The following is a 21,438-nucleotide window of genomic DNA, read 5'->3' as shown; positions in this document are numbered from 1 at the left end:
GGTCCAACCGCTGAGAAAAAGACCGGGCAGGGGATCTCTGCCCGGTCACTGCGTCTTGAACGGGGCGCCAAGGGGATTATCTAAAGGGCAGAGGACGACCTCTCCATCACGGGACAGTATTCGGGACGACCCGGACTGATCAGAGGTCTCTTCTATGCCCTGGATTATCCTGTTGTTTGCTGGCCTGCTTGAAATTGTCTGGGCCGTGGCGATGAAACAATCTGCCGGGTTCACCCGGTTCTGGCCGACCGCCCTGATGGCGGTTTCGATGCTGGGTTCGTTCACCTTGCTGGCGCTGGCCATGCGGACGCTGCCTTTGGGAACAGCCTATGTCATCTGGACGGGAATAGGAGCGGTTGGCGCGTTTACCTTTGGTATTCTTTTTCTGGGCGAAGCCCTGACCGCCACGCGGATCTGCGCGGCAGTCTTGATCATAGCCGGGATGGTGACGATGAAAATGGCCTGATCAGGCCTTTTCCAGAGCCTGAATGATGCCCGAAAAATCGTCAGCCTTCAGGCTCGCCCCGCCCACCAATGCGCCATCCACGTTCGATACGGCGAAAATCTCGGCGGCGTTTGATGGCTTGACCGAGCCGCCATAAAGCAGCCGGACCGAACGTCCAACGCCTTCGCCAAAGCGCCGTTCCAGCCGCGCGCGGATAAAGTCATGCACCTGACCGATTTCATCCAGAGTGGGCACTTTGCCCGTGCCAATGGCCCAGATCGGTTCGTAGGCAACAATCAGGTTTTCGCCCGTTGCCTGATCCGGGATCGAGCCGGACATCTGACCGCCGATTATATCCAGGGTATTGGCGGCCTCGCGCTGTTCCAGGCTTTCACCGACGCAGATGATCGCCTTTAGCCCACCGTTCATAGCGGCAATAGACTTAGCACGAACATCTTCATTCTGTTCACCATGGTCTTCGCGGCGTTCAGAATGGCCAAGAATGACGGCTGACGCTCCGGCGTCGGCCAGCATCTGGGCGCTAATGTCACCTGTATGCGCGCCCGAGTTTGCCGCGTGGCAATCCTGACCGCCTATCTGGATGTTTCCGCCCGGGACCTTCTCTTTGGCCCGATGGATCAAGGTGGCAGGTGGGCAGATCAGAATATCAACTGCCGGGGCAGCATGCATGTGAGAAAGGGCCTGAAGCTCTCTCAAGTCGGCAGCATTACCATTCATCTTCCAGTTTCCAGCCGCCAGTTTGCGCCGCATATCGCGTCCCCTTGAAATAAATCGGTTTTCTGGTGACCGGATATCATTGCCAGTCAGGTCTGACAATTCCGGTTGCAGAGCCCGTTGCAAAACGGCAGTTTCCGCCGCGATGAGGAATGAGCAATATGATCGAACATCTTGATCTTGAAAAACTGGATCGGTGCGACACGGCGGAATTGGCCAAATTGACCCGCGCCGTCGGTGAAGTTGGGTTTCTGACCGTGTCCAATACTGGTATCTCCGCCTGTCGGGTGGAACGGGTCATCTCGGCATATCACGCATTCTTCCGGCTGCCAGAGGCCGAGAAACGGCGCGTTGATATGGCTGTGACCGGGTCCAACCGTGGGTGGGGCGCCTCGCGCTCGGAACAGGTAGATCCAGCTGCAAATCCTGACTTCAAAGAGGTGTTCGATTGCGGATACGAGCTAGCTGAGACCAATAGGTACTTTGGCAAGAACCTCTCGGTTTATGCCCCGAACCAATGGCCGGAAGCTGTGCCCGAGTTTCGATCAATCATCGAGGCCTATTATGGTGACGCTTGTTCGGTTGCCATGCGGGTGTTGCGCGCCATTTCGGTGGCATTGGGCAAGGATGCCAACAGCTTTGACACTGCCTTCGACACGCCCATGGCCCTGTTGCGCGGCAATTATTACCCGCAAAGGCCAGTCTGGGCAGGCGAAAAGGATTTCGGTATCGGAGCGCACACTGATTATGGCTGTCTGACCCTGCTGGCCACCGATGGTCGAGCCGGGTTAGAGGTACAGATGCCGGACCAGAGTTGGGCTCAGGTCCAAGCGCAGCCCGGAACATTCATTATCAATTTTGGGGAGATGCTGGAGTTCTGGACGGCAGGGGCGGTCAAGGCAACTCTGCACCGTGTGATCGGTGGATCTGCTGAAAGGCTGTCGGTTCCTTTGTTCTTCAACCCGTCTTATGACACCAATGTTGCCCCGCCACATTCAGAGAATGTCATCCAGGCAGGAGAGCACTTGACGCGTCGTTTCAACGAGACCTATATGCGCTTGCAGGCAGCGTCTTAAGGCTGAGTTGCAATGCTTTCGTCGAACTTGATGGATTCTCCGCAACCGCAGGCATCTACAACATTCGGGTTGCGGAACTTGAAACCGGATTCAAGCAGCGAGACCTCATAGTCGATCTCTGTTCCAAACAGGAACATCTGTGCCATCGGGGCGATCATGATCCGCGCGCCGTCCTGCTCGACCACTTCATCATTGGTGTCAGGCTGGTCGACATAGTCCATGGTGTATTCCATCCCGGCACAGCCGCCTTTCTTGACGCCAATACGCAAACCAGCATGGCCGCCCGAAGTCATCAGGCGGGCAATCTGCTCTGCAGCCTTTGGTGTCATTGTTACGGCCTGTTTGCCGGGGATGCCGAACATCATGATCTCCGTCGTTGTTCGTTGTTGCTAATGTAGTGCCGCGAGGCATCAGGCTCAAGACATAGCAGGTTTTCTTACCTAACTTTTACTGTCGGATTAGATTTCCCGCCCCAGTCGGTAAGCAAGGCTTGCTTTGCAAATTACACTCGTCATAGCCTGACCCATGATCCACTTTTGGAAAATATTTGAGGTTGAATAGCATGAAAAGACTTTGGTTTAGAAAAAAAGAAATTCTTACAATTCCTTCTCTGATGCTGTCTGTGTTTTTGGCTCAGACGGCGATCGCAGAAGAAAAGCAACATCCGGTAAACTGTGCAACGGCTGAAGGTGATTTGCGCGCGATTGCAACCGAACGAAAACATGCAGAGGAAGAGCAGGCCAAAAGTGTAATTGCCATTACACCTGCTGGGGCGCTTCTAGGCCTTGTGACTGGAACCGAAAAGAAAAGACTAACTATGTTATCAGGAGATTACATAGAGAAGCTTAACCAGAGGTCGGACGAAATCAAATCGACCTGCGGAATTCAATAACAGCAGGCCATCGCACTTGGCCTTACATAAATCCAAGTTCCAGGCGCGCTTCGTCTGACATCATTTCCATGCCCCAGGGGGGCTCCCAGGTCAGTTCCACGTCAACTTCTTTTACGCCGGCCACGGGTTCGATTGCCTCGACGATCCACCCAGGCATTTCGCCGGCAACCGGGCAGCCGGGCGCGGTCAGTGTCATGATGACCTTGACCGCGTTTTCCTGGGTGATGTCGATCGTATAGATCAGACCCAGATCATAGATGTTTACAGGGATTTCGGGGTCATAAACCGTTCGGCAGGCGTCGACCACCGGCTCATAAAGAGGGTGTTCAATCGTTGAAGGGGCAATAAGAGGTGTGCCTTCAAACTGTTCGCTCGGATGAGTCATTCGTGCCTCGGGTTTGTTACCTGACGAATTATATAGGGAAAGCCTCGGGCAGCGTCCAGAGGCACAATGACACCCCCTTAAGGGGTGCCATACGAGTTTAGTCGTTTATGTCATGCCTGAACTTCTTCACCTGGCCATGGGGCAGAGCAAAGACGCGGCGCAGGATCAGCCAGGCAATCAGCGACAAAGTCGCAAAGATCATAAGCAGGATCGGCAGCGACGGTACTATGCCAGGGATTGCCAACAGAATACCCGTCAGCCCGGCCCCGATGGCAAAACCCAGAAAGATGAACCCAGGTAGGACTATTTCGAGGATGCCCAAAGCCAACGCGCCAGCCAGCCATAGCCACCATGTTAACCAAAAGGGATCAGCCATTATGTACGTCCTTTCAACATGTTGAAGGCGTTTCCGAAAGCTTCAAGCGCATTGGCAGGCACAACGATAGTCTGCGAGCCATTGCCGGTGCCCAGCGTGTTCAATGCCTCAACCTGTTTCAATGCAACCTGGTACTGAGCCGCTTCGATACCGTTTTCCTTAATCGCCTGGGCAACAACACTGGTTGCATAGGCTTCGGCTTCGGCTTGAATGCGGCGCGCTTTGGCCGTTTGTTCTGCCGCATAGAGTTCGGCGTCGGCCTGCAGCTCAACAGAGCGTTTCTTGCCCTCAGCCTCGGTCACCTGCGCGCGGCGCGCGCGTTCAGCATTCAATTGTTGCAGCATCGCGTCACGGGTCGCCTGATCGAGGTTAACGTCCAAAATCTCGGCGCGCGTCACTTCGATCCCCCAGTCATCCACGGCGGTTTCGACGCTTCCTTGAATCTGAGTGATCAGTTGAGCACGGTTCGACTGAACTTCGTCCAGGTCCATCTTGCCGATTTCCGCCCGGACGATACCGGCAACGGTCGTCGCGATAGCACCATCTACATCGCGGATGCGGTAGACTGTCTTTTCCGGCTCTAGGATGCGGTAAAAGACCGAAGTGTCGATTTGGACCAGAACGTTATCTTTGGTGATTGCATCCTGCGTTGCATTGGGAAGTTGGCGTTCCAGAATGGATATCTTGTGCCGCGCAACATCCAGTAAAGGAACGATAAAGTTGATCCCAGGGCCAAGCACCGAATGCAAGCGCCCGAACCGTTCGACCACATACTTTTCTGATTGCGGCACGATTTTAATGCCTTTTAGCGTGATGATGACGATCAATGCCGCCGCGAGCAGGTAAATTATGTTCGAAGAAAGCAATCCAATGATTTGGTCTTCGGTCATATCTGTCCTCTTTTATTGTGTACGATAGTATACATTTGGGGATTGAATCGCCCTTTTTCAACTCTGGTATGGAGGGATTGTGCTTGGATTCAAAACCCTGATCCATGGATTTTGGTTAGTTTTTGCTATTGTGACCGCTTTGCATCCCCTCGCGTTTGCGCTATCGGGCTGGGATGAAAATGATTATTGATACAGACCCCGGCATCGACGATGCGATGGCCATTGCATATGCCGCTGCAGCCCCCGAGATTGACTTGATCGGCCTGACGACCGTTTTTGGCAACACCCACGTTCATCAATCCAGCCGCAATGCACGGTTTTTGGTGGATAAACTTGGGTTGGACATTCCCGTCGCCCAAGGCGCGGCCTACCCACAGGGAACAGGACACCACGCACCGTCCGAACACGTTCACGGTCCCGAAGGTTTTGGGGATATTACCGATATCCCGGAAATCGGGGCGAACCATGATTTGAATGCCACGGAATTCCTGGTGAAAATGGCGCGCCGCCACAAGGGAGAACTGACGGTTTGTGCAATCGGCCCCTTGACTAATATTGCTGCGGCGATGCGTCTGGATCCTGAGTTTTCGCAGAACATCAAACAGTTGGTGATCATGGGTGGGGCGGTTTTCTGCCCAGGCAACATCACGGAACATGCCGAAGCAAACATCTATCACGATGCCCTTGCCGCAAATGAGGTGTTTGCAGCACCGCCGGCGACCGTTGTGGTTGGTTTGGATGTCACCTTGAAAACGCTGTACAAAAGTGCGGATTTTGACGGTCTGGCCAAACGCTCGCCCGATATGGGGGCTTTCCTGCGCGACATCTCGGTATTTTACCTGAAATTCTACAAGGATATCGGTGGGTTGGAGGGCTGCGGTCTGCATGACTCGACTGCTGTGATCGCCTGCACCCATGGCACGATGTTCGAGATGGTCGAAACCGGGGTTGAGGTAATTGTGGGTGGTACGGAATCCGGTGCTACGCGTCCGGACTCGACGCGACCGGCTGTGCTGGTATGCCGGGATGTTGACGGGGCAGGGGTTGTTGATCTGTTTACCCGGCAGGTTGCCTCTTTACCCTGACAACTTGCAATGGCTGAACAGATCGGGCAAATCCTGCCCGGTTCAGCGACCCGAGGATGCCCAATGACAGACCGTTTCTCATTTGACCTGAAGGCCACCGACGGCAAGGCCCGCGCCGGGGTGATCCACACTCCGCGCGGTGAGGTGCGTACTCCGGCGTTCATGCCCGTAGGCACTGCTGCGACGGTCAAAGCGATGATGCCGGAAAGTGTTCGTGCAACCGGAGCCGATATCTTGTTGGGGAACACCTATCACCTGATGCTGCGCCCTACGGCTGAACGCATCGACCGTTTGGGCGGGTTGCACAAGTTCATGAACTGGGATCGCCCGATCCTGACGGATTCCGGTGGATTTCAGGTCATGTCCCTGGCTGGTCTGCGCAAGCTGACCGAAAAGGGCGTGACCTTCAAATCTCATGTCGATGGGTCCAAGCACGAGCTGACCCCGGAACGCTCGATGGAGATTCAGCGCTTGCTGGGTTCAGACATCGTGATGTGTTTTGACGAATGTCCGGCCCTACCCGCAGATCGAGATCGAATTGCTGAATCAATGCGCTTGTCGATGCGATGGGCCGATCGATCGCGACAGGCTTTCGGCGACCGTCCTGGACATGCGTTGTTTGGGATCATGCAAGGCGGGCTGGAACAGGATTTACGCGAAGAAAGCGCCGAGGCGCTGAAAGCGATCGGATTTGAGGGTTACGCGGTTGGCGGTCTGGCCGTGGGCGAAGGTCAGGAGGCAATGTTTGGTTGCCTCGACTACGCTCCTGACTTTCTGCCAGCCGACAGACCGCGCTATTTGATGGGCGTTGGAAAGCCTGACGACATTGTCGGAGCTGTCGCCCGCGGGATCGACATGATGGATTGTGTCTTACCCTCACGGTCCGGTCGCACAGGACAGGTGTTCACTCGTTACGGCGTGGTCAACATAAAGAATGCCCGCCACGCCGATGACCCGCGCCCGCTGGATGAGGCCTGCTCATGCCCGGCGTGTTCGAACTACTCTCGCGCCTATCTACACCATGTGTTCCGCTCGAACGAGATGATCTCGGGCATGCTGCTGACCTGGCATAATCTGCACTATTTTCAGGAAATCATGCAGGGTATGCGCGATGCCATTGCTGCTGGCACATTCGATGTCTGGCAGGCGACCTTCCATGCGCAGCGCGCGCAAGGGGATATTGAACAGATTTAGGTTCAGCGCCTTTTCAGTCGACCTAACAAGACACCAGATTGAGGGCGCTTTACCTGCGTTTACCGAACAGCCAGCGCTTCTTTTGTGGTTTTGCATCAAGGTCGTAGCCAAACCCTTCGAAAAAGCTACGAACTTCTGGTGTCAACATCCCACGGCCACTTGCATATTGAGGCAGGTCGAAGCCACCGCCATAGTTCAGCTCGACAACGACCGGACCAGACTCGGTTATAGCGATGTCGGTCGACTGATATCGAATTGGCTGAAAGGTTCTTGCAGCACGGTCATTTATTTCGATCAATTCGTCCCAAAAAGGCAGTTTCAAGCCCATTAAACCGGGGTTGTCAGGATGGTCATCCAGGAATTCTGTTTCCATCTTGGCGCGGCGCGCGACGGTTTCGATAACACCGGTTTCGATATTGATCGAACAAGCAAGGTTCCCCGGTCTCCAGAAGGCGTCCGCAATATTGGGGCCCTGCGGAAGTTTAATAACGGCAACTGGGCAAAAGACGTCGTTTTCTCTTACCAGCGTAACCATTCGCACCGTTGCAAGGGCTGAAGCGTAGTCTTGGATTGCAGAGTGATTTTTGAGCAAAGGTTGCACGACATATGAATTCTGCCCAACGAACTCGTCTAGGAATGCCTCATAGGTGATCGGCGGTTGGCCTGCACAAGTGATAGTGGATTGATCCGCGTCCTCGATCAAAAAGGCCCCAAAGCTTACCATCCCCTCGACGATCTTTCCAAAAAGACCACCTTCCAGATGGTTGCAAACGAGATCGCGCAACGCCTCAGGAGTGTTGATTTTCGTAACCCCGGGGTAGTGTCGGTTCGAACGGTCGATGACGCCAACGGTTTCCGGGACAGGTACACCCGCTGTTTCAAGCAAAGTAGAAGCCAGTATCTTGTCTTCTGCGGCACTGTTCCAACCATGATGGTTACACTTGTGGGCGATGGGCCAATGGAGATCATTGGAGATGTATGCCGCGCGTTCGGCGTCGGTAAAGCGGTCTTCGTGATGAAGGCCATTGCGCACATACTCGACCATATTCAAACGGCTGGGAGGCTTTGCCATTTGATTGAAGCTCCGTTGGACTTGTAAAACTGAGCGCCCAGAGCTTTTGGCGGCATGCGCTAAAAGAGTCGCATGATCGGAGTCGCGGGCAGATAGGTACCGTTGATGGTCGGATTCCGCAGCATTGATATTTTTTGGATTTGTCATCTCTACGACTCACAGTAATCGATCAGAAGTTGGGGTATGCAATCATATTGTTTGCAATGATGGCAGGCTTTGGGCAGCTGCCTGTTAGATAGTGTTGTACTTTTGCTGTTGGTTTCTGAATTTCCAGGCAGACATTCGCCGAAGAAACCAAGCGGGGTCAAATTGAGAATTTGACAAGACCGATCATGTTATCGTCTTGCGGAGGCGCAACCTTCCGGTCATTGTTAGGTCCACTACAGGTAAGGTTGAAATAGGACGCTTGGCGCACCACCTTTACCTTCCAGACAGGAGACGGCCGGGGGTTGCCTAGATGAGGGACCAGTGCCGTCTTGCCAAAGATAAGGATTGAGCATGCAAGAGCCCCTGAATTCCTCATACCCAGTACTTCCGCTGCGCGACATTGTGGTTTTTCCTCATATGATCGTGCCTTTGTTCGTGGGTCGGGAAAGGTCTGTCCGCGCACTTGAGGAAGTGATGCAGGACGATAAGCAAATTCTGCTGTCTAGCCAGATTGATCCAGGTGATGACGATCCGGAAATCGACGGAATCTATCGCTCGGGCGTGCTGGCAAATGTGCTGCAGCTGCTGAAGCTTCCAGATGGAACCGTGAAAGTTCTGGTCGAGGGGCAAGCGCGCGTACAGATTACAGAATACCTTGATAACGAAGAGTTTTTTGAGGCTCGTGCAGAATATCTGACCGAGATTCCGGGTGATGTGACCACTACACAAGCGTTGCTTCGCACCGTTGCCGACGAGTTCGAGCGCTATGCCAAAGTCCGCAAGAACATTCCCGAAGAAGCACTGACCGCTGTTGGCGAAACCGCCGAACCCGCCAAGTTGGCCGACCTTGTGTCGGGGCATCTAGGTATCGAGGTCGAGCAAAAGCAGGAACTGCTGGAAACACTGTCGGTCAGCGAACGGCTTGAAAAGGTCTATGGCCTGATGCAGGGCGAGATGTCGGTTCTGCAGGTCGAGAAAAAGATCAAGACCCGTGTCAAAACCCAGATGGAGAAGACACAGCGTGAATATTATCTGAATGAGCAGATGAAAGCCATTCAGAAGGAACTTGGCGATGGCGAAGACGGCTCGAACGAAGTGGCCGAGCTGGAAGAGAAAATCGCCGAAACCAAGCTGTCGAAAGAGGCGCGTGAAAAGGCCGAAGGTGAGCTGAAGAAGCTGCGCAATATGAGCCCGATGTCGGCTGAGGCCACGGTCGTGCGCAATTACCTCGACTGGATTTTGGCCCTGCCTTGGGGCACCAAGTCCCGCGTTAAAAAGGATCTGGGCCGGGCGCAGGAAATTCTGGATGACGATCACTATGGGCTTGAGAAGGTCAAGGAACGGATCGTCGAATATCTGGCGGTTCAACAGCGTTCGAAAAAGCTGAAAGGCCCGATCCTGTGTCTTGTTGGCCCTCCGGGCGTTGGTAAAACGTCGCTGGGTAAATCCGTTGCCAAAGCCACTGGGCGCGAGTTCATTCGCATCAGTCTCGGCGGCGTGCGCGACGAATCCGAGATCCGCGGCCACCGCCGGACCTATATCGGCTCAATGCCCGGCAAGATTATCCAGGCGCTGAAAAAGGCGAAAACCACGAACCCGCTGATCTTGTTGGATGAAATCGACAAGATGGGGCAGGATTTCCGCGGTGATCCGGCGTCGGCCATGCTGGAAGTGTTGGACCCGGAACAGAACAGCACGTTCATGGATCACTACCTTGAGGTTGAATATGACCTGTCCAACGTGATGTTCCTGACCACCTCCAACAGCTATAATATGCCCGGGCCTTTGCTCGACCGGATGGAGATCATACCTCTGGCGGGCTACACCGAAGATGAAAAGAGCGAGATCGCCAAGCAGCACCTGATCAGTAAGCAGATCAAGAACCACGGTCTGAAAGCCAAAGAGTTCGAACTATCCGATGAGGCGCTGCAATCGATTATCCGCACCTACACCCGAGAAGCTGGCGTGCGGAACCTTGAACGCGAAATCGCCAAGGTGGCGCGGAAGTCGCTGACCAAGATCATCAAGAAAGAGGCGGAGTCGGTCACGGTGACGCCGGACAATCTGGATGAATTCTTGGGCGTGCCCAAGTTCCGCTATGGTTTGGCTGAACAGGACGATCAGGTTGGGGTTGTAACCGGTCTGGCCTGGACTTCCGTTGGCGGTGATCTGCTGCATATTGAGGCGCTGAAACTGCCCGGTAAGGGGCGGATGAAAACCACGGGTAAGCTGGGCGATGTGATGAAGGAATCCATCGATGCGGCCTCATCTTATGTGCGGTCAATCTCACCTAAGATCGGGGTGAAGCCACCCAAATTCGACAACCTGGACATCCACGTCCACGTACCGGACGGGGCCACGCCCAAGGATGGTCCTTCGGCCGGTTTGGCAATGGTGACCTCAATCGTATCGGTTCTGACGGGTATCCCAGTGCACAAGGATATTGCCATGACAGGAGAGGTTTCCCTGCGCGGCAATGCGATGCCCATCGGTGGTTTGAAGGAAAAGCTGCTGGCGGCTCTGCGCGGCGGGATCAAGACTGTTCTGATTCCAGAAGAGAATGAGAAAGACCTGGCCGAAATTCCTGACAACGTGAAGGAAGGGCTGAAAATCATCCCGGTCACGCATGTTTCGGAAGTTCTGAAACACGCTCTGGTTCGGGATCCTGAACCTGTCGAGTGGGACGAAGCCGCAGAAGAAGCCGCCGCGGCTGCAGCCAAAACGGCTGAGAACACGTCCCCGTCCGCCAGGGCGCACTAAAGGTCAGAATATGGTAATCAGGGGCGGGGTTAGCACCTCGCCCTTTTTTTTGGTCAGACCAAATAGTCAGCCAATTACTGGCTTTGCATGTCGGATCGCAGAGTAGTGAAATGGTGGGTGATAAGAGATTTGAACTCCTGACATCTTCGATGTGAACGAAGCGCTCTACCACTGAGCTAATCACCCGTGAGCAGGGGTCTTATAAGGAGTTCAGCAAAGCCGCAAGAGGTCTTTGCGCCTTTTGGGCCCCGGGGATTACCCCGCAAATGCCCAGTCGAGGTGCCCAAAACGGGCGGCCTTGTGGGGCCGCCCTTTCACTTGTTCGATGTCAAAGAATGAAATCGTCCTGGGTCAGATCGTGCAAGCCAGAGATCTTGATAACCATCTCAGGATTTTTGTCGCCGTCAGTATCCACAAGAACAAGTGTGAAGTCGTTCTTGGTGCCTGCGTTGTTTTTCTTGACGTAATAGATTTCGCCTTCGTCCGACGTCTGGGCCGGTGTTGTACCGTTGAAGACAAATGAATCATCGCCGTCAATTACGGTGCTTGCGTCAATCGCACTTAGGTCGATCTTGTCTTCACCCTGAGTGAAATCGGTAATCCGGTCGGCATATTTCGCTTTGCGTGAACTTTCATCTGTTGACGTAAATACAAAGTCATCGGCACCTTCACCGCCGGTCATGATGTCCCTTCCGGCACCACCGATCAAAGTGTCGCTGCCTGCGCCACCATTCAGGGTATCTTTGCCAAGGCCTCCGTCCAGGCGGTCAGACCCTCCATTACCCTGCAGGATGTTTCGACCGTCCGTACCTGTAATGTCGTCATTTTGCTCGGACCCATCGACGTTTTCGACACCCGTAATGGTATCGGTTCCGTAACCGGTTGCCTGTGCATTGGTGTCAGACAAATCAAGGGTTACGGCGCTTGTGCCGATATAACGCAACCAATCCAGGCCCTCTCCGCCGTTAATGATATCGTCGCCGTCGCTGTCCTCGGCTACAAAGTTGTCCGTGCCCTTGTGGCCGTACAGTTCGTCGTTTCCAAGACCTCCGGTCAGGGTGTCATTGCCGCCACCCCCAAGAACAATGTCATTACCCTCGCCAGCAGAAATAACATCGCTACCGCCGACACCCAACAATAGGTTATCAGCTTCATTCCCGACGATGAGATCGCCCTTTTTGCCGCCCACAGCATTCTCAATGACGACTCCATTTGCGATCGTAAATCCGCCGGTTATGCCTTTGGCATGGGATGGAGTGCCGCCTGCATCGCTGCCATCAAGATCCGCGTCATTGAGGTTGATCGTGACGCTGCGCTTAACACCATTTGCTGAAATCGTATCGACCCCATCGGTGTCCCAGATGGATGTCCAGAAGGTCCCGGCGCCATTTTTGCCTTTGATTTTATAGACGTTATCGTCGGTATTGTGATCCGTCGTTCCGTAGATGGCCTGCAACGCGGCGATATCCAGGGCCATAGGCGAGGCCGTGCCGCCAGCCTTATATGTCTTCAGAGGAACAACTTCGGGATAGCCCGAGTTGTAGGACATGATGGTGTAAACACCCTGGTTCTGCCCATCTGTCCCGTAGTCGTCGAAGGGCTGCGTAACCCCCGGAAAAATAGTCGAGCTGCCGCCTTCATCATGTGGGTGGGCTAGACCAAGGCCGTGAAGAATCTCGTGAATGATTGTCGCGAAGCCTTCACCGCCTTTGCGTAGGGCCTCTTTGCTAAACAGAGGCGTATCATAGGCAAAGATGCCGAACAGGGCGTCGATGCCAGAATCCTGCAGCAGGGGGTCGTCACCCGGAACTTGATGGACACCAAGAGATCCGGGTCCGCCAAGATCGTTTTGGGTCAGCAAAGCGTAGGTGATGTTAACGTCATTAATCTCGCCTGCTGGTGTCAGAAAGCCGACTTCGTTGAACTCGATCGGAATGATCGTTTCGATAATTGCAAATGCTTTGCGGATTGCTTCCTTCATGTAGGAGGCAAAGCCACGGCGACCTAACGATCCATCATCGAAGGAGTATGTGATTGTGCCCGGAGCACTGACGCCTCCGGCGCTGGTGTCCCAAGATGTGCCCCAAATCAGGCTGTCTACATAAACATGACCGGTAACATTTGCACCCGGAGAAGTTGTGCTGGCAACTGACATCTTAAATTTCTTCCTTGTCTAACACGCCGTTTGTTCCCGGTTTTTCCGGAATACAAAATTGGCGCCGTATATATTGACCGGTTCTAGAATCGGTAATTCTTCCTTTGGCATCAGGAATTTCCAACGTTTTGGCCCGAGGATCAACCGAGCGTATGAAGTCTCTTTTGGCAGAGGTGTTTGTAATCGTCTTGCAGACCATTTGTGGTTGAAATGAGGCAGAACGCGGTAAGCTTTGAGTAACTCTCTGTCAGCAAGTTGATATGACTGTTCACATTGGGTTTATGTCAGAATAAGCTTGGGGATGAGTTTGGGGGCTGTCCTGAGATCTGGATCTAGCGGACCCATGCCAGGTGATGTGCTGCTCAAGGTTTCAGAATATTTTTGTCTGGCCAAAGGCAGCGGGTTGTGAATTATCGGCTGGTTTCTGTTTGGCCATTCGTCGTGTGACGAGAAAACATCTCTAACAAAAATTACGTTCTGAGAAAAAACTTCAATTCGCCGCTTGACGATGTCCGGGCGTGGCCATAATACACCCCAACGTTCAGCAACGAACGGGCAGCGGGCGGTTGTAGCTCAGTTGGTTAGAGTACCGGCCTGTCACGCCGGGGGTCGCGGGTTCGAGCCCCGTCAACCGCGCCATCGCTGCCATCCTTGGTCCAGGGTAAAGGCCACGAAATAGATGCGCGGTTGTAGCTCAGCTGGTTAGAGTACCGGCCTGTCACGCCGGGGGTCGCGGGTTCGAGCCCCGTCAACCGCGCCATTTTCCACTAGTTTTCAGAAATCATACCGTTTACCGGGTGACTCTATTGGTTTTGTTGTCAGTAGGTGGCGGCAACATCTCTCTCGTTCACATTTTGTTCTAACTTTTCTGTTGGAGACTCAGTGTGGCTCGCTTATCTCTAGGACACTTATGTGTTGGGGGCCAAACATGGCTGAGCTGAAGAATATCGAGGTGCGCGGCGCGCGCGAACATAACCTCAAAGGCATTGACGTGGATATTCCGCGTGACCAGCTTGTGGTCATCACTGGTCTGTCAGGCTCGGGCAAGTCGTCGCTTGCCTTTGACACGATCTATGCGGAAGGGCAGCGCCGGTATGTCGAAAGCCTGTCGGCCTATGCCCGGCAATTTCTGGATATGATGGAAAAGCCAGATGTGGACCATATCAGTGGTCTATCTCCGGCTATTTCCATCGAACAGAAAACGACCTCAAAGAACCCACGGTCTACCGTGGGTACCGTGACCGAGATTTACGACTATCTGCGTCTGCTGTTTGCCCGCGCTGGTACACCGTTCAGCCCTGCCACGGGCAAGCCGATCGAAGCCCAGCAGGTGCAGGATATGGTCGACCGGATCATGACGATGGAGGAGGGCACGCGAGGGTATCTCCTGGCCCCGATCGTTCGAGACCGAAAGGGCGAGTATAAGAAAGAGTTTCTGGAGCTGCGCAAGCAGGGGTTTCAACGCGTCAAGGTTGATGGCGCGTTTCACGAGCTGGACGAACCGCCGACACTGGACAAGAAATTCCGCCATGACATCGACGTTGTGGTCGACCGGTTGGTCGTGCGCGAAGGTATGGAAACGCGGTTGGCGGACAGCTTGCGCACGGCGCTTGATTTGGCCGATGGCATTGCGATTTTGGAAACCGCACCGCGTGAAGGCGACCCGGAGCGGATTACGTTCAGCGAGAATTTTGCCTGTCCTGTCAGTGGCTTCACCATCCCCGAGATTGAACCGCGCTTGTTTTCCTTCAATGCACCCTTTGGGGCCTGTCAGGATTGCGACGGGCTGGGTGTCGAGCTGTTCTTTGATGAACGCCTTGTCGTTCCGGATCAGACACTGAAACTGTATGACGGCGCCTTGGCACCCTGGCGCAAAGGTAAGTCGCCGTATTTTCTGCAGACCATCGAAGCCATCGCGCGACATTATGAGTTCGACAAAAACACGCCGTGGAAAGATTTGCCCGAAAAGGTGCAGCAGGTTTTCCTGCGCGGGTCGGGTGAGGAAGAAATCCAGTTCCGCTATGACGAGGGTGGCCGGGTATATCAGGTAACCCGCAGTTTCGAAGGCGTTATCCCGAATATGGAGCGCCGCTATCGCGAGACTGACAGCGCCTGGATACGCGAAGAATTCGAACGCTATCAAAACAACCGGTCCTGCGGCAGTTGCGAAGGCTATCGACTGCGGGCCGAGGCGCTGGCCGTCAAGATCGCCGGATTGCATGTCGGGCAGGTTGTGCAGATGTCGATCCGCGAGGCGCTGGCGTGGGTTGAGGATGCACCAAACCATCTGAGTGCTCAGAAAAATGAAATCGCGCGGGTGATACTCAAGGAGATTCGTGAGCGGCTTGGGTTCCTGAATAACGTTGGTTTGGAATACCTTACGCTGTCACGTTCAAGTGGAACGCTTTCGGGCGGGGAAAGTCAGCGTATCCGTCTGGCCAGCCAGATCGGTTCGGGTCTGACCGGGGTGTTGTATGTACTGGACGAACCTTCGATCGGGTTGCATCAGCGCGACAATGACCGCTTGCTGGGTACTCTCAAAAACCTGAGGGATCAGGGGAACACGGTCATCGTCGTAGAACATGACGAGGAAGCCATCCGCGAGGCCGACTATGTCTTTGACATCGGTCCGGGTGCGGGTGTGCATGGTGGGCAGGTGGTTAGCCATGGTACCCCGTCCGAGATCGCGACCGATGCAGCCTCAATCACCGGCCAATACCTGTCAGGCACCCGCGAAATTCCGGTGCCGTCCGAGCGGCGGAAGGGGAACAAAAAGAAAGTTACTGTGGTCAAGGCCACCGGGAACAATCTGAAGAAGGTGACCGCTGATTTCCCTCTGGGCAAATTCGTCTGCGTGACCGGCGTATCGGGCGGTGGGAAATCGACATTGACGATTGAAACCCTGTTCAAGACAGCCTCAATGCGGTTGAACGGCGCGCGGCAGACACCTGCACCGTGTGAGACGATCAAAGGGCTCGAGCATCTGGATAAGGTGATCGACATCGACCAGCGGCCCATCGGGCGTACACCACGCTCCAACCCGGCCACGTATACGGGGGCGTTCACGCCGATCCGTGACTGGTTCGCCGGTCTGCCCGAGTCCAAGGCGCGCGGGTACAAGCCTGGCCGGTTCAGCTTTAACGTCAAAGGCGGTCGGTGCGAGGCTTGTCAGGGCGACGGCGTCATCAAGATCGAGATGCACTTTCTGCCCGATGTCTATGTAACCTGCGAAACCTGCAAAGGCGCGCGGTACAATCGGGAAACGCTCGAGATCAAGTTCAAAGGCAAGTCCATCGCGGATGTCCTTGATATGACAGTGGAAGATGCACAAGAGTTCTTCAAAGCCGTGCCGTCGATCCGCGATAAGATGGACGCGCTGGCGCGGGTCGGTCTGGGGTATATCAAGGTCGGGCAACAGGCGACAACCCTGTCGGGCGGTGAAGCGCAGCGGGTGAAGCTGTCAAAGGAACTCTCCAAACGCTCAACTGGTCGGACGCTTTACATTCTGGATGAGCCGACGACCGGTCTTCATTTCGAAGACGTCCGCAAGCTGTTGGAAGTGCTGCATGAATTGGTTGATCAGGGTAACACGGTTGTTGTGATTGAACACAATCTGGATGTTGTCAAAACGGCCGACCACATCATTGATATCGGGCCCGAAGGCGGTGACGGTGGTGGTGAAATTGTCGCCACGGGAACGCCCGAAGATGTTGTTGCTGTGGAACGCAGCCATACGGGCAGGTATTTGAAACAGTTGCTGAACCCCGAGCGGGTCGCGGCGGAATAACCTCCGCCGCGGCAACTTCAGTATCTGGCGTATCGCAGCATCTGCCAGTGGCGCAGTATTGGCGGAAAGAACAGGAACACGAAGCCGAAGCTGACATAGGCAAAAATCATCATCGGGATCCACAGCAGAACGCCTACCAGCCCAATAAACCCGGAAACACGTGCGGCTGAGTTCGCCGACATAATGCGCGTGAGCAAAGCGAAGAGCAGACGCCCCCCATCAAGCGGCATCAGGGGCAGCATGTTAAACAGCGCCAGCCACAGGTTTAGCTCTGCCGTCACCATCAGAACCCAGCCAATTTCAGGCGAGTTGGAAAACGGTTCCAGCAATGAACACACCGCCCACAGGGTCAGGTTCACAATCGGCCCCATAGCCACAATCAATTCGTCTTCATATGCCGAGGTCGACCGGCGATGTTCGCAGAATCCGCCGCCCCCATAAAGGACGACTCGATTGACGGGCACGCCCTGCACAAGACAGCCCCATGCGTGGCCCAACTCGTGCAGAAGAATCGAAATCAACAGAATCGCCACGAAGGCGAGCGCATAGGGCAGGTTGACCGGATCGGCGTTAATTCCGACAACGATCAAAACCAGAAAAATAAGGCTTTGGCTGAAATGTATTGGTACGTTCCATGGGCCGCGGAGCTCAAATAGCACGTTTTCAGTATTCATAATAAAACCTCGAAATAGTGAGGTTTATGATGATGTTAGATTGCGTCAAAATTTTGAAAACAGGCTGAAAAATGCCCGAGCCTGCTTACTTTCTCAAATCGACAGAGGTTGCTTTTCGACCGCTTGAATTCAGGCCGCGCTTGTCAGTTCAGGATGTCTGCAACCGCGCCGATCAGGTTCAGAACTTTGCGTGTATCCGGGTCGACACGATACACGTAGTCGCCTGCGCGGACATAGCTTCCCCTATTCAGGCCATATCGAAACGGATCATCAATCCAGCGATAGTCGCCATTGATAAACTCGCCATTTCTATACAGCTTTTTGGCCTGTCCCGGAGGGACACAGGGTACGTTTTTCTTGGCCAGGCCCGGCGGGCAGTGGCCGGCGTTTCCAGTTGCAACAATACCGCCCTGAGGCGCTATGCGGATGACCTTATCGTCATTCTTGTTCTTGCCGTTTCCCTTCCCGTTACCGGCCATGGCCGCCACCGGGGTCACGACCAGAGCAAGAACAGTAAGCGCTTTGACCAAATTATACGTCATCGTAGCCCCCTAGAATCGATGCTGAACCTCAGACTTAGATGGACATCGGCAGGAAAGGGGTCAACCCAATGGGCAGGAAGCCGCCCAAGGGCATCCTAGTTCCGACCGCGCTTTTCAAATCGCGGAAGCATGGCCGAGAAGTCCAGCCCCAGCCCATCTTCGCTTTCGACGAATTGCTGATACAGCTCGGTCGCCATCATCCCCATTGGGGTGTCGGCATCCGAGCTTTCCGCCGCCTGCTGACTGAGACGCAAGTCCTTCAACATCAGTTCGGCGGCAAAGCCGGGTTGATAACCATTGTCGGCCGGGCTTTGCGGGCCGATGCCTGGGGCAGGGCAGTATGCGTTCATCGTCCAGCTATAGCCCGAGGAGGTGCTGACAACGTCGAACATTTTCTGCCGGTCCAGCCCCAACTTGTCGGCCAGCGCGAAGGCCTCACATGTTGCAATCATGGTGACACCCAAAATCATGTTGTTGCAGATCTTGGCCGCCTGACCCGCGCCCGCGTCTCCGCAATGCACTGCCTTTTGCCCCATGATGTCGAACAAGGGCCGGGCTTTTTCGAATGCCTCGGCGCTTCCACCTGCCATGAATGTCAGCGTCCCAGCCGAGGCACCTCCGATACCGCCCGAGACGGGTGCGTCGACGGCCAAAACTCCCGCAGCCAATGCCATATCGGCAACAGCTCGGGCGCTGTCGACATCCACTGTCGAACAATCGACCCAGACGGCCCCTTCATTCATCGCTGGAATGATTTCATTTGCGACGGATCGAAGTATCTGGCCATTCGGAAGCATGGTGATGACGATGTCTGCGTCTTTTGCAGCGTCGGCCCCTGACCCAGTCAAAATAACACCGGAAACCGACACCTCGGCCATATCAAACCCAGCGACTTCATGCCCGGCATTGGCAAGATTGACTGCCATTGGATTGCCCATGTTTCCAAGGCCGATAAACCCGATTTTCATTCTTTAATCCTCCTCGAATGTCAGGGCGACGCTGCCCAGGGGCCGCAGCATTGCGGAAATATCCACGGCGGGAACAGGTTTGCCATGGTGACGCCAATTTGGAGAGCGATCCTTGTCTATGATCTGCGCGCGGATGCCTTCCAGAAAATCTCCGTGTTCCATGGCGCGCGCCGTAAAGCGGTATTCCATCTCCAGGGCTTTTCGGATCGACAGATCCAGCGCCTTAAGCCGATGAATCATTTCAATGGTACAAGCCACCGATAGTGGAGAGTTGCGGCCCATCAACTTTTGCGCCGCGTCAGAGAACGGGGTTTCGGAGAAGCGCAACGCGTTGAGGATGTCGTTCAACCCCTCGCCATTGAAAAGCACGTCGATTTCCGCCTGAACCTTTTCAAGGTTACCTGTGGGTGGCGTCTGGGAATGCTCGACCAACAGGTCTGTGTTCCCGGAAGCTTCGAGCAGTTCGATCAGGCCGGGCCATTCTTCAATGGGGATAAAATGGTCGGCAAAGCCCGCATAAATGGCGTCCGCAGGGCCCATTCGGTGACCTGTTGTGCCCAAGTATTCTCCCAGTCGACCCGGAGCCAGCGCGAGCATCAGAGAGCCACCAACATCCGGCACCAAACCGATAGAGCACTCGGGCAGGGCAATCTGAGATGTTTCACCGACTATGCGGTGGCTTCCATGGCACCCAATTCCGACGCCGCCACCCATAGTAAACCCTTGTAGGAAACTGACCACGGGCTTGGGGTATTCGAAAATCAGTGCATTCAGCCTGTATTCATCGCGCCAGAAAGTCTGCCCATAGGCATAGTCGCCTTTGCACCCGGTATCATAAAGCTCTGCGATATCTCCCCCGGCGCAAAATGCTTTATCGCCAACGGCGTCCAGTATGATCAGGTCAACTGACTCGTCCTCGCGCCAGTTACGCATGGCCGTATCTATCGCCATGCACATGTCATAACTCAGCGCGTTCAAAGCTTTGGGGCGTGTCAGAGTGATGCGTCCAGCGCGGCCGGTAGTGTGAATTTCAATATCTGACATCGGGGTCTCAGCGTTGGGCAAGCATCTGACGAGAAACAATGACGCGCATGATCTCGTTTGTGCCTTCCAGAATTTGATGAACGCGCAAGTCGCGGACAAGCTTTTCGATACCGTAATCGGCGAGATACCCATAACCGCCGTGCAGTTGCAGGCATTGGTCGACCACTTTTGATCCGGTTTCAGTCACGAATTTCTTGGCCATTGCACAGAACTTGGTGGCATCCGGTGCGCCAGTGTCCAGTTTCCAGGCTGCCTGACGCAAGAACGTCCGGGCCGCCTGCAATTCTATTTCCATATCCGCAAGCCTGAACTGCAGCGCTTGAAACTGATCAATCGACTTCCCGAACGCCTGACGCTCGGACATATACTGAAGCGTCATGTTCAGACCTGCTTGTGCCGCCCCCAAAGAACATGAGGCAATATTCAAGCGACCGCCATCCAGGCCCATCATCGCATATTTGAATCCGTCACCTTCTGTACCTACCAGATTGCCCGCCGGAACTTTGCAGTCGTCAAACTGAACCTGCGCCGTTGGTTGGCTTTTCCAGCCCATCTTTTGTTCAAGTGCGCCAAAGCTAAGACCTGGAGTGCCATCTTCGACATACAGAGTTGAAATCCCTTTGGGGCCATCCTGTCCGGTGCGCACCATACAGACATAAGCATCTGAGTATCCGCCGCCCGAGATGAAGGCCTTTGTTCCGTTCAGCGTATAACCTTCGTTCGTGCGTTCGGCGCGAGTTTTCAGCGCGGCTGCGTCCGAGCCTGATCCGGGTTCGGTCAGGCAGTAGCTGAGGACTGTGTTCAGGTTAAGAATATCCGGCATGATCCGCGATTTCAGCTCATCCGCGGCAAATGTGTCCAACATCTTGGCGCACATGTTGTGGATCGTCAGGAAGGCCGCGACTGAAGGGCAAGCCATCGAAAGGGCCTCGAACACCATCGTCGCATCCAGCCTACTAAGACCGGAACCGCCACTATCTTCGGACACATAGAGACCGCCAAAGCCAAGCTCCCCTACACGGGGCCAAAGGTCTTTGGGAATAGTGCCATCTGCCTCCCATTGCCGGGCGAAGGGTGCGATATGCTCCTGCCCGAACTCATAGGCCATATCGAAGATAGCAGTTTGCTCTTCGGTTGGTGCAAAATCCATTGGTTTCCTCCCACGTCGCCGCATGAATTGAACGAGTGTTTATTTCCTGATTCTTACAGAA

Annotated in this window: 19 protein-coding genes and 3 tRNA genes; 9 read left to right on the top strand and 13 right to left on the bottom strand. The window is 54.5% G+C overall.

Translation table 11 applies throughout. From position 1 onward, the window contains the following. Positions 1–154: 154 nt before the first annotated feature. The gene (locus tag AC2FIC_RS13700; RefSeq protein ID WP_142634071.1) at positions 155–466 is read left to right on the top strand and encodes a DMT family transporter; all 312 of its coding nucleotides are present in this window, start codon (positions 155–157) and stop codon (positions 464–466) included. Here AC2FIC_RS13700 and tpiA read toward each other — a convergent pair whose 3' ends face one another. Continuing rightward, entirely contained in the window at positions 467–1,216 is a 750-nt protein-coding gene (gene tpiA, locus AC2FIC_RS13695) for a triose-phosphate isomerase (protein WP_496691311.1), read from the bottom strand. Between the two features lie 116 nt (positions 1,217–1,332). Between tpiA and AC2FIC_RS13690 the strand changes: the two genes are divergently transcribed. Then, positions 1,333–2,256: an isopenicillin N synthase family dioxygenase gene (locus tag AC2FIC_RS13690; protein WP_496691310.1), complete on the top strand. Its 924-nt coding sequence runs from the start codon at positions 1,333–1,335 to the stop codon at positions 2,254–2,256. Here the strand turns inward: AC2FIC_RS13690 and AC2FIC_RS13685 are convergent. Continuing rightward, positions 2,253–2,618: a HesB/IscA family protein gene (locus AC2FIC_RS13685; protein WP_142634067.1), complete on the bottom strand. Its 366-nt coding sequence runs from the start codon at positions 2,616–2,618 to the stop codon at positions 2,253–2,255. The genes AC2FIC_RS13690 and AC2FIC_RS13685 overlap by 4 nt on opposite strands. A gap of 200 nt (positions 2,619–2,818) precedes the next feature. Between AC2FIC_RS13685 and AC2FIC_RS13680 the strand changes: the two genes are divergently transcribed. Further along, entirely contained in the window at positions 2,819–3,148 is a 330-nt protein-coding gene (locus AC2FIC_RS13680) for a hypothetical protein (RefSeq protein WP_496691309.1), read from the top strand. 22 nt (positions 3,149–3,170) lie between these two features. On the opposite strand, the gene AC2FIC_RS13675 is transcribed toward AC2FIC_RS13680, so the two are convergent. From AC2FIC_RS13675 to AC2FIC_RS13665, 3 genes are all read right to left on the bottom strand, one after another. Beyond that, positions 3,171–3,533 carry an SUF system Fe-S cluster assembly protein gene (locus AC2FIC_RS13675; RefSeq protein WP_142634063.1) on the bottom strand — a complete coding sequence of 121 codons (363 nt, stop codon included), beginning with the start codon at positions 3,531–3,533 and terminating at the stop codon, positions 3,171–3,173. Positions 3,534–3,630: 97 nt separating this feature from the next. Then, positions 3,631–3,909 (bottom strand): NfeD family protein, encoded by a 279-nt coding sequence (locus tag AC2FIC_RS13670; RefSeq protein ID WP_142634061.1) that lies wholly within the window; start codon positions 3,907–3,909, stop codon positions 3,631–3,633. Then, complete coding sequence (locus AC2FIC_RS13665) at positions 3,909–4,799, bottom strand: SPFH domain-containing protein (protein ID WP_142634059.1); 891 nt, start codon at positions 4,797–4,799, stop codon at positions 3,909–3,911. Before AC2FIC_RS13665 ends, AC2FIC_RS13670 begins: the two co-directional genes overlap by 1 nt. Before the next feature lie 173 nt (positions 4,800–4,972). Between AC2FIC_RS13665 and AC2FIC_RS13660 the strand changes: the two genes are divergently transcribed. Then, positions 4,973–5,884 carry a nucleoside hydrolase gene (locus AC2FIC_RS13660; protein ID WP_496691308.1) on the top strand — a complete coding sequence of 304 codons (912 nt, stop codon included), beginning with the start codon at positions 4,973–4,975 and terminating at the stop codon, positions 5,882–5,884. Positions 5,885–5,947: 63 nt separating this feature from the next. After that, the gene (gene tgt / locus AC2FIC_RS13655) at positions 5,948–7,078 is read left to right on the top strand and encodes a tRNA guanosine(34) transglycosylase Tgt (RefSeq protein ID WP_281994679.1); all 1,131 of its coding nucleotides are present in this window, start codon (positions 5,948–5,950) and stop codon (positions 7,076–7,078) included. A gap of 49 nt (positions 7,079–7,127) precedes the next feature. Here tgt and AC2FIC_RS13650 read toward each other — a convergent pair whose 3' ends face one another. Beyond that, positions 7,128–8,297, bottom strand: a complete 1,170-nt coding sequence (locus AC2FIC_RS13650; RefSeq protein WP_142634053.1) for a sugar-transfer associated ATP-grasp domain-containing protein — start codon at positions 8,295–8,297, stop codon at positions 7,128–7,130. 351 nt (positions 8,298–8,648) lie between these two features. Between AC2FIC_RS13650 and lon the strand changes: the two genes are divergently transcribed. Further along, complete coding sequence (gene lon, locus AC2FIC_RS13645; protein WP_496691307.1) at positions 8,649–11,057, top strand: endopeptidase La; 2,409 nt, start codon at positions 8,649–8,651, stop codon at positions 11,055–11,057. Between the two features lie 111 nt (positions 11,058–11,168). On the opposite strand, the gene AC2FIC_RS13640 is transcribed toward lon, so the two are convergent. Further along, a tRNA-Val gene (locus AC2FIC_RS13640) sits at positions 11,169–11,243 on the bottom strand. A gap of 142 nt (positions 11,244–11,385) precedes the next feature. Further along, on the bottom strand, positions 11,386–13,212 hold the full coding sequence (locus AC2FIC_RS13635; protein ID WP_496691306.1) for a M10 family metallopeptidase C-terminal domain-containing protein: 1,827 nt from the start codon (positions 13,210–13,212) through the stop codon (positions 11,386–11,388). 562 nt (positions 13,213–13,774) lie between these two features. Here AC2FIC_RS13635 and AC2FIC_RS13630 point away from each other — a divergent pair. From AC2FIC_RS13630 to uvrA, 3 genes are all read left to right on the top strand, one after another. Continuing rightward, positions 13,775–13,851 (top strand) — tRNA-Asp (locus tag AC2FIC_RS13630). A 44-nt stretch (positions 13,852–13,895) separates the two neighbouring features. Beyond that, positions 13,896–13,972: transfer RNA gene (locus AC2FIC_RS13625), tRNA-Asp, on the top strand. Between the two features lie 168 nt (positions 13,973–14,140). Further along, entirely contained in the window at positions 14,141–16,999 is a 2,859-nt protein-coding gene (gene uvrA / locus AC2FIC_RS13620) for an excinuclease ABC subunit UvrA (RefSeq protein WP_496691305.1), read from the top strand. 17 nt (positions 17,000–17,016) lie between these two features. Here uvrA and AC2FIC_RS13615 read toward each other — a convergent pair whose 3' ends face one another. The 5 genes from AC2FIC_RS13615 to AC2FIC_RS13595 form a co-directional block, all read right to left on the bottom strand. Next, positions 17,017–17,673 carry a site-2 protease family protein gene (locus AC2FIC_RS13615; RefSeq protein WP_496870183.1) on the bottom strand — a complete coding sequence of 219 codons (657 nt, stop codon included), beginning with the start codon at positions 17,671–17,673 and terminating at the stop codon, positions 17,017–17,019. Positions 17,674–17,816: 143 nt separating this feature from the next. Beyond that, positions 17,817–18,215 carry a hypothetical protein gene (locus tag AC2FIC_RS13610; RefSeq protein WP_496870182.1) on the bottom strand — a complete coding sequence of 133 codons (399 nt, stop codon included), beginning with the start codon at positions 18,213–18,215 and terminating at the stop codon, positions 17,817–17,819. 95 nt (positions 18,216–18,310) lie between these two features. After that, a complete protein-coding gene (gene mmsB, locus AC2FIC_RS13605; RefSeq protein ID WP_496870181.1) occupies positions 18,311–19,183 on the bottom strand; it encodes a 3-hydroxyisobutyrate dehydrogenase in 873 nt (290 codons plus the stop codon). Between the two features lie 3 nt (positions 19,184–19,186). Further along, positions 19,187–20,227, bottom strand: a complete 1,041-nt coding sequence (locus tag AC2FIC_RS13600) for an enoyl-CoA hydratase/isomerase family protein (protein WP_496691302.1) — start codon at positions 20,225–20,227, stop codon at positions 19,187–19,189. Between the two features lie 7 nt (positions 20,228–20,234). Next, positions 20,235–21,377: an acyl-CoA dehydrogenase family protein gene (locus tag AC2FIC_RS13595; RefSeq protein ID WP_142634037.1), complete on the bottom strand. Its 1,143-nt coding sequence runs from the start codon at positions 21,375–21,377 to the stop codon at positions 20,235–20,237. Between the last annotated feature and the right edge of the window lie 61 nt (positions 21,378–21,438).

This window comes from Ruegeria sp. CDSC079 (genome assembly GCF_059610505.1).
This window is presented reverse-complemented; position numbering and strand designations above follow the sequence as displayed.

Bases quoted from the DNA above. Each gene is read 5' to 3' on its own strand.
- AC2FIC_RS13700 (WP_142634071.1), top strand. From the start codon at position 155: ATGCCCTGGATTATCCTGTTGTTTGCTGGCCTGCTTGAAATTGTCTGG.
- tpiA (WP_496691311.1), bottom strand. From the start codon at position 1,216: ATGCGGCGCAAACTGGCGGCTGGAAACTGGAAGATGAATGGTAATGCT.
- AC2FIC_RS13690 (WP_496691310.1), top strand. From the start codon at position 1,333: ATGAGCAATATGATCGAACATCTTGATCTTGAAAAACTGGATCGGTGC.
- AC2FIC_RS13685 (WP_142634067.1), bottom strand. From the start codon at position 2,618: ATGTTCGGCATCCCCGGCAAACAGGCCGTAACAATGACACCAAAGGCT.
- AC2FIC_RS13680 (WP_496691309.1), top strand. From the start codon at position 2,819: ATGAAAAGACTTTGGTTTAGAAAAAAAGAAATTCTTACAATTCCTTCT.
- AC2FIC_RS13675 (WP_142634063.1), bottom strand. From the start codon at position 3,533: ATGACTCATCCGAGCGAACAGTTTGAAGGCACACCTCTTATTGCCCCT.
- AC2FIC_RS13670 (WP_142634061.1), bottom strand. From the start codon at position 3,909: ATGGCTGATCCCTTTTGGTTAACATGGTGGCTATGGCTGGCTGGCGCG.
- AC2FIC_RS13665 (WP_142634059.1), bottom strand. From the start codon at position 4,799: ATGACCGAAGACCAAATCATTGGATTGCTTTCTTCGAACATAATTTAC.
- AC2FIC_RS13660 (WP_496691308.1), top strand. From the start codon at position 4,973: ATGAAAATGATTATTGATACAGACCCCGGCATCGACGATGCGATGGCC.
- tgt (WP_281994679.1), top strand. From the start codon at position 5,948: ATGACAGACCGTTTCTCATTTGACCTGAAGGCCACCGACGGCAAGGCC.
- AC2FIC_RS13650 (WP_142634053.1), bottom strand. From the start codon at position 8,297: ATGACAAATCCAAAAAATATCAATGCTGCGGAATCCGACCATCAACGG.
- lon (WP_496691307.1), top strand. From the start codon at position 8,649: ATGCAAGAGCCCCTGAATTCCTCATACCCAGTACTTCCGCTGCGCGAC.
- AC2FIC_RS13635 (WP_496691306.1), bottom strand. From the start codon at position 13,212: ATGTCAGTTGCCAGCACAACTTCTCCGGGTGCAAATGTTACCGGTCAT.
- uvrA (WP_496691305.1), top strand. From the start codon at position 14,141: ATGGCTGAGCTGAAGAATATCGAGGTGCGCGGCGCGCGCGAACATAAC.
- AC2FIC_RS13615 (WP_496870183.1), bottom strand. From the start codon at position 17,673: ATGAATACTGAAAACGTGCTATTTGAGCTCCGCGGCCCATGGAACGTA.
- AC2FIC_RS13610 (WP_496870182.1), bottom strand. From the start codon at position 18,215: ATGACGTATAATTTGGTCAAAGCGCTTACTGTTCTTGCTCTGGTCGTG.
- mmsB (WP_496870181.1), bottom strand. From the start codon at position 19,183: ATGAAAATCGGGTTTATCGGCCTTGGAAACATGGGCAATCCAATGGCA.
- AC2FIC_RS13600 (WP_496691302.1), bottom strand. From the start codon at position 20,227: ATGTCAGATATTGAAATTCACACTACCGGCCGCGCTGGACGCATCACT.
- AC2FIC_RS13595 (WP_142634037.1), bottom strand. From the start codon at position 21,377: ATGGATTTTGCACCAACCGAAGAGCAAACTGCTATCTTCGATATGGCC.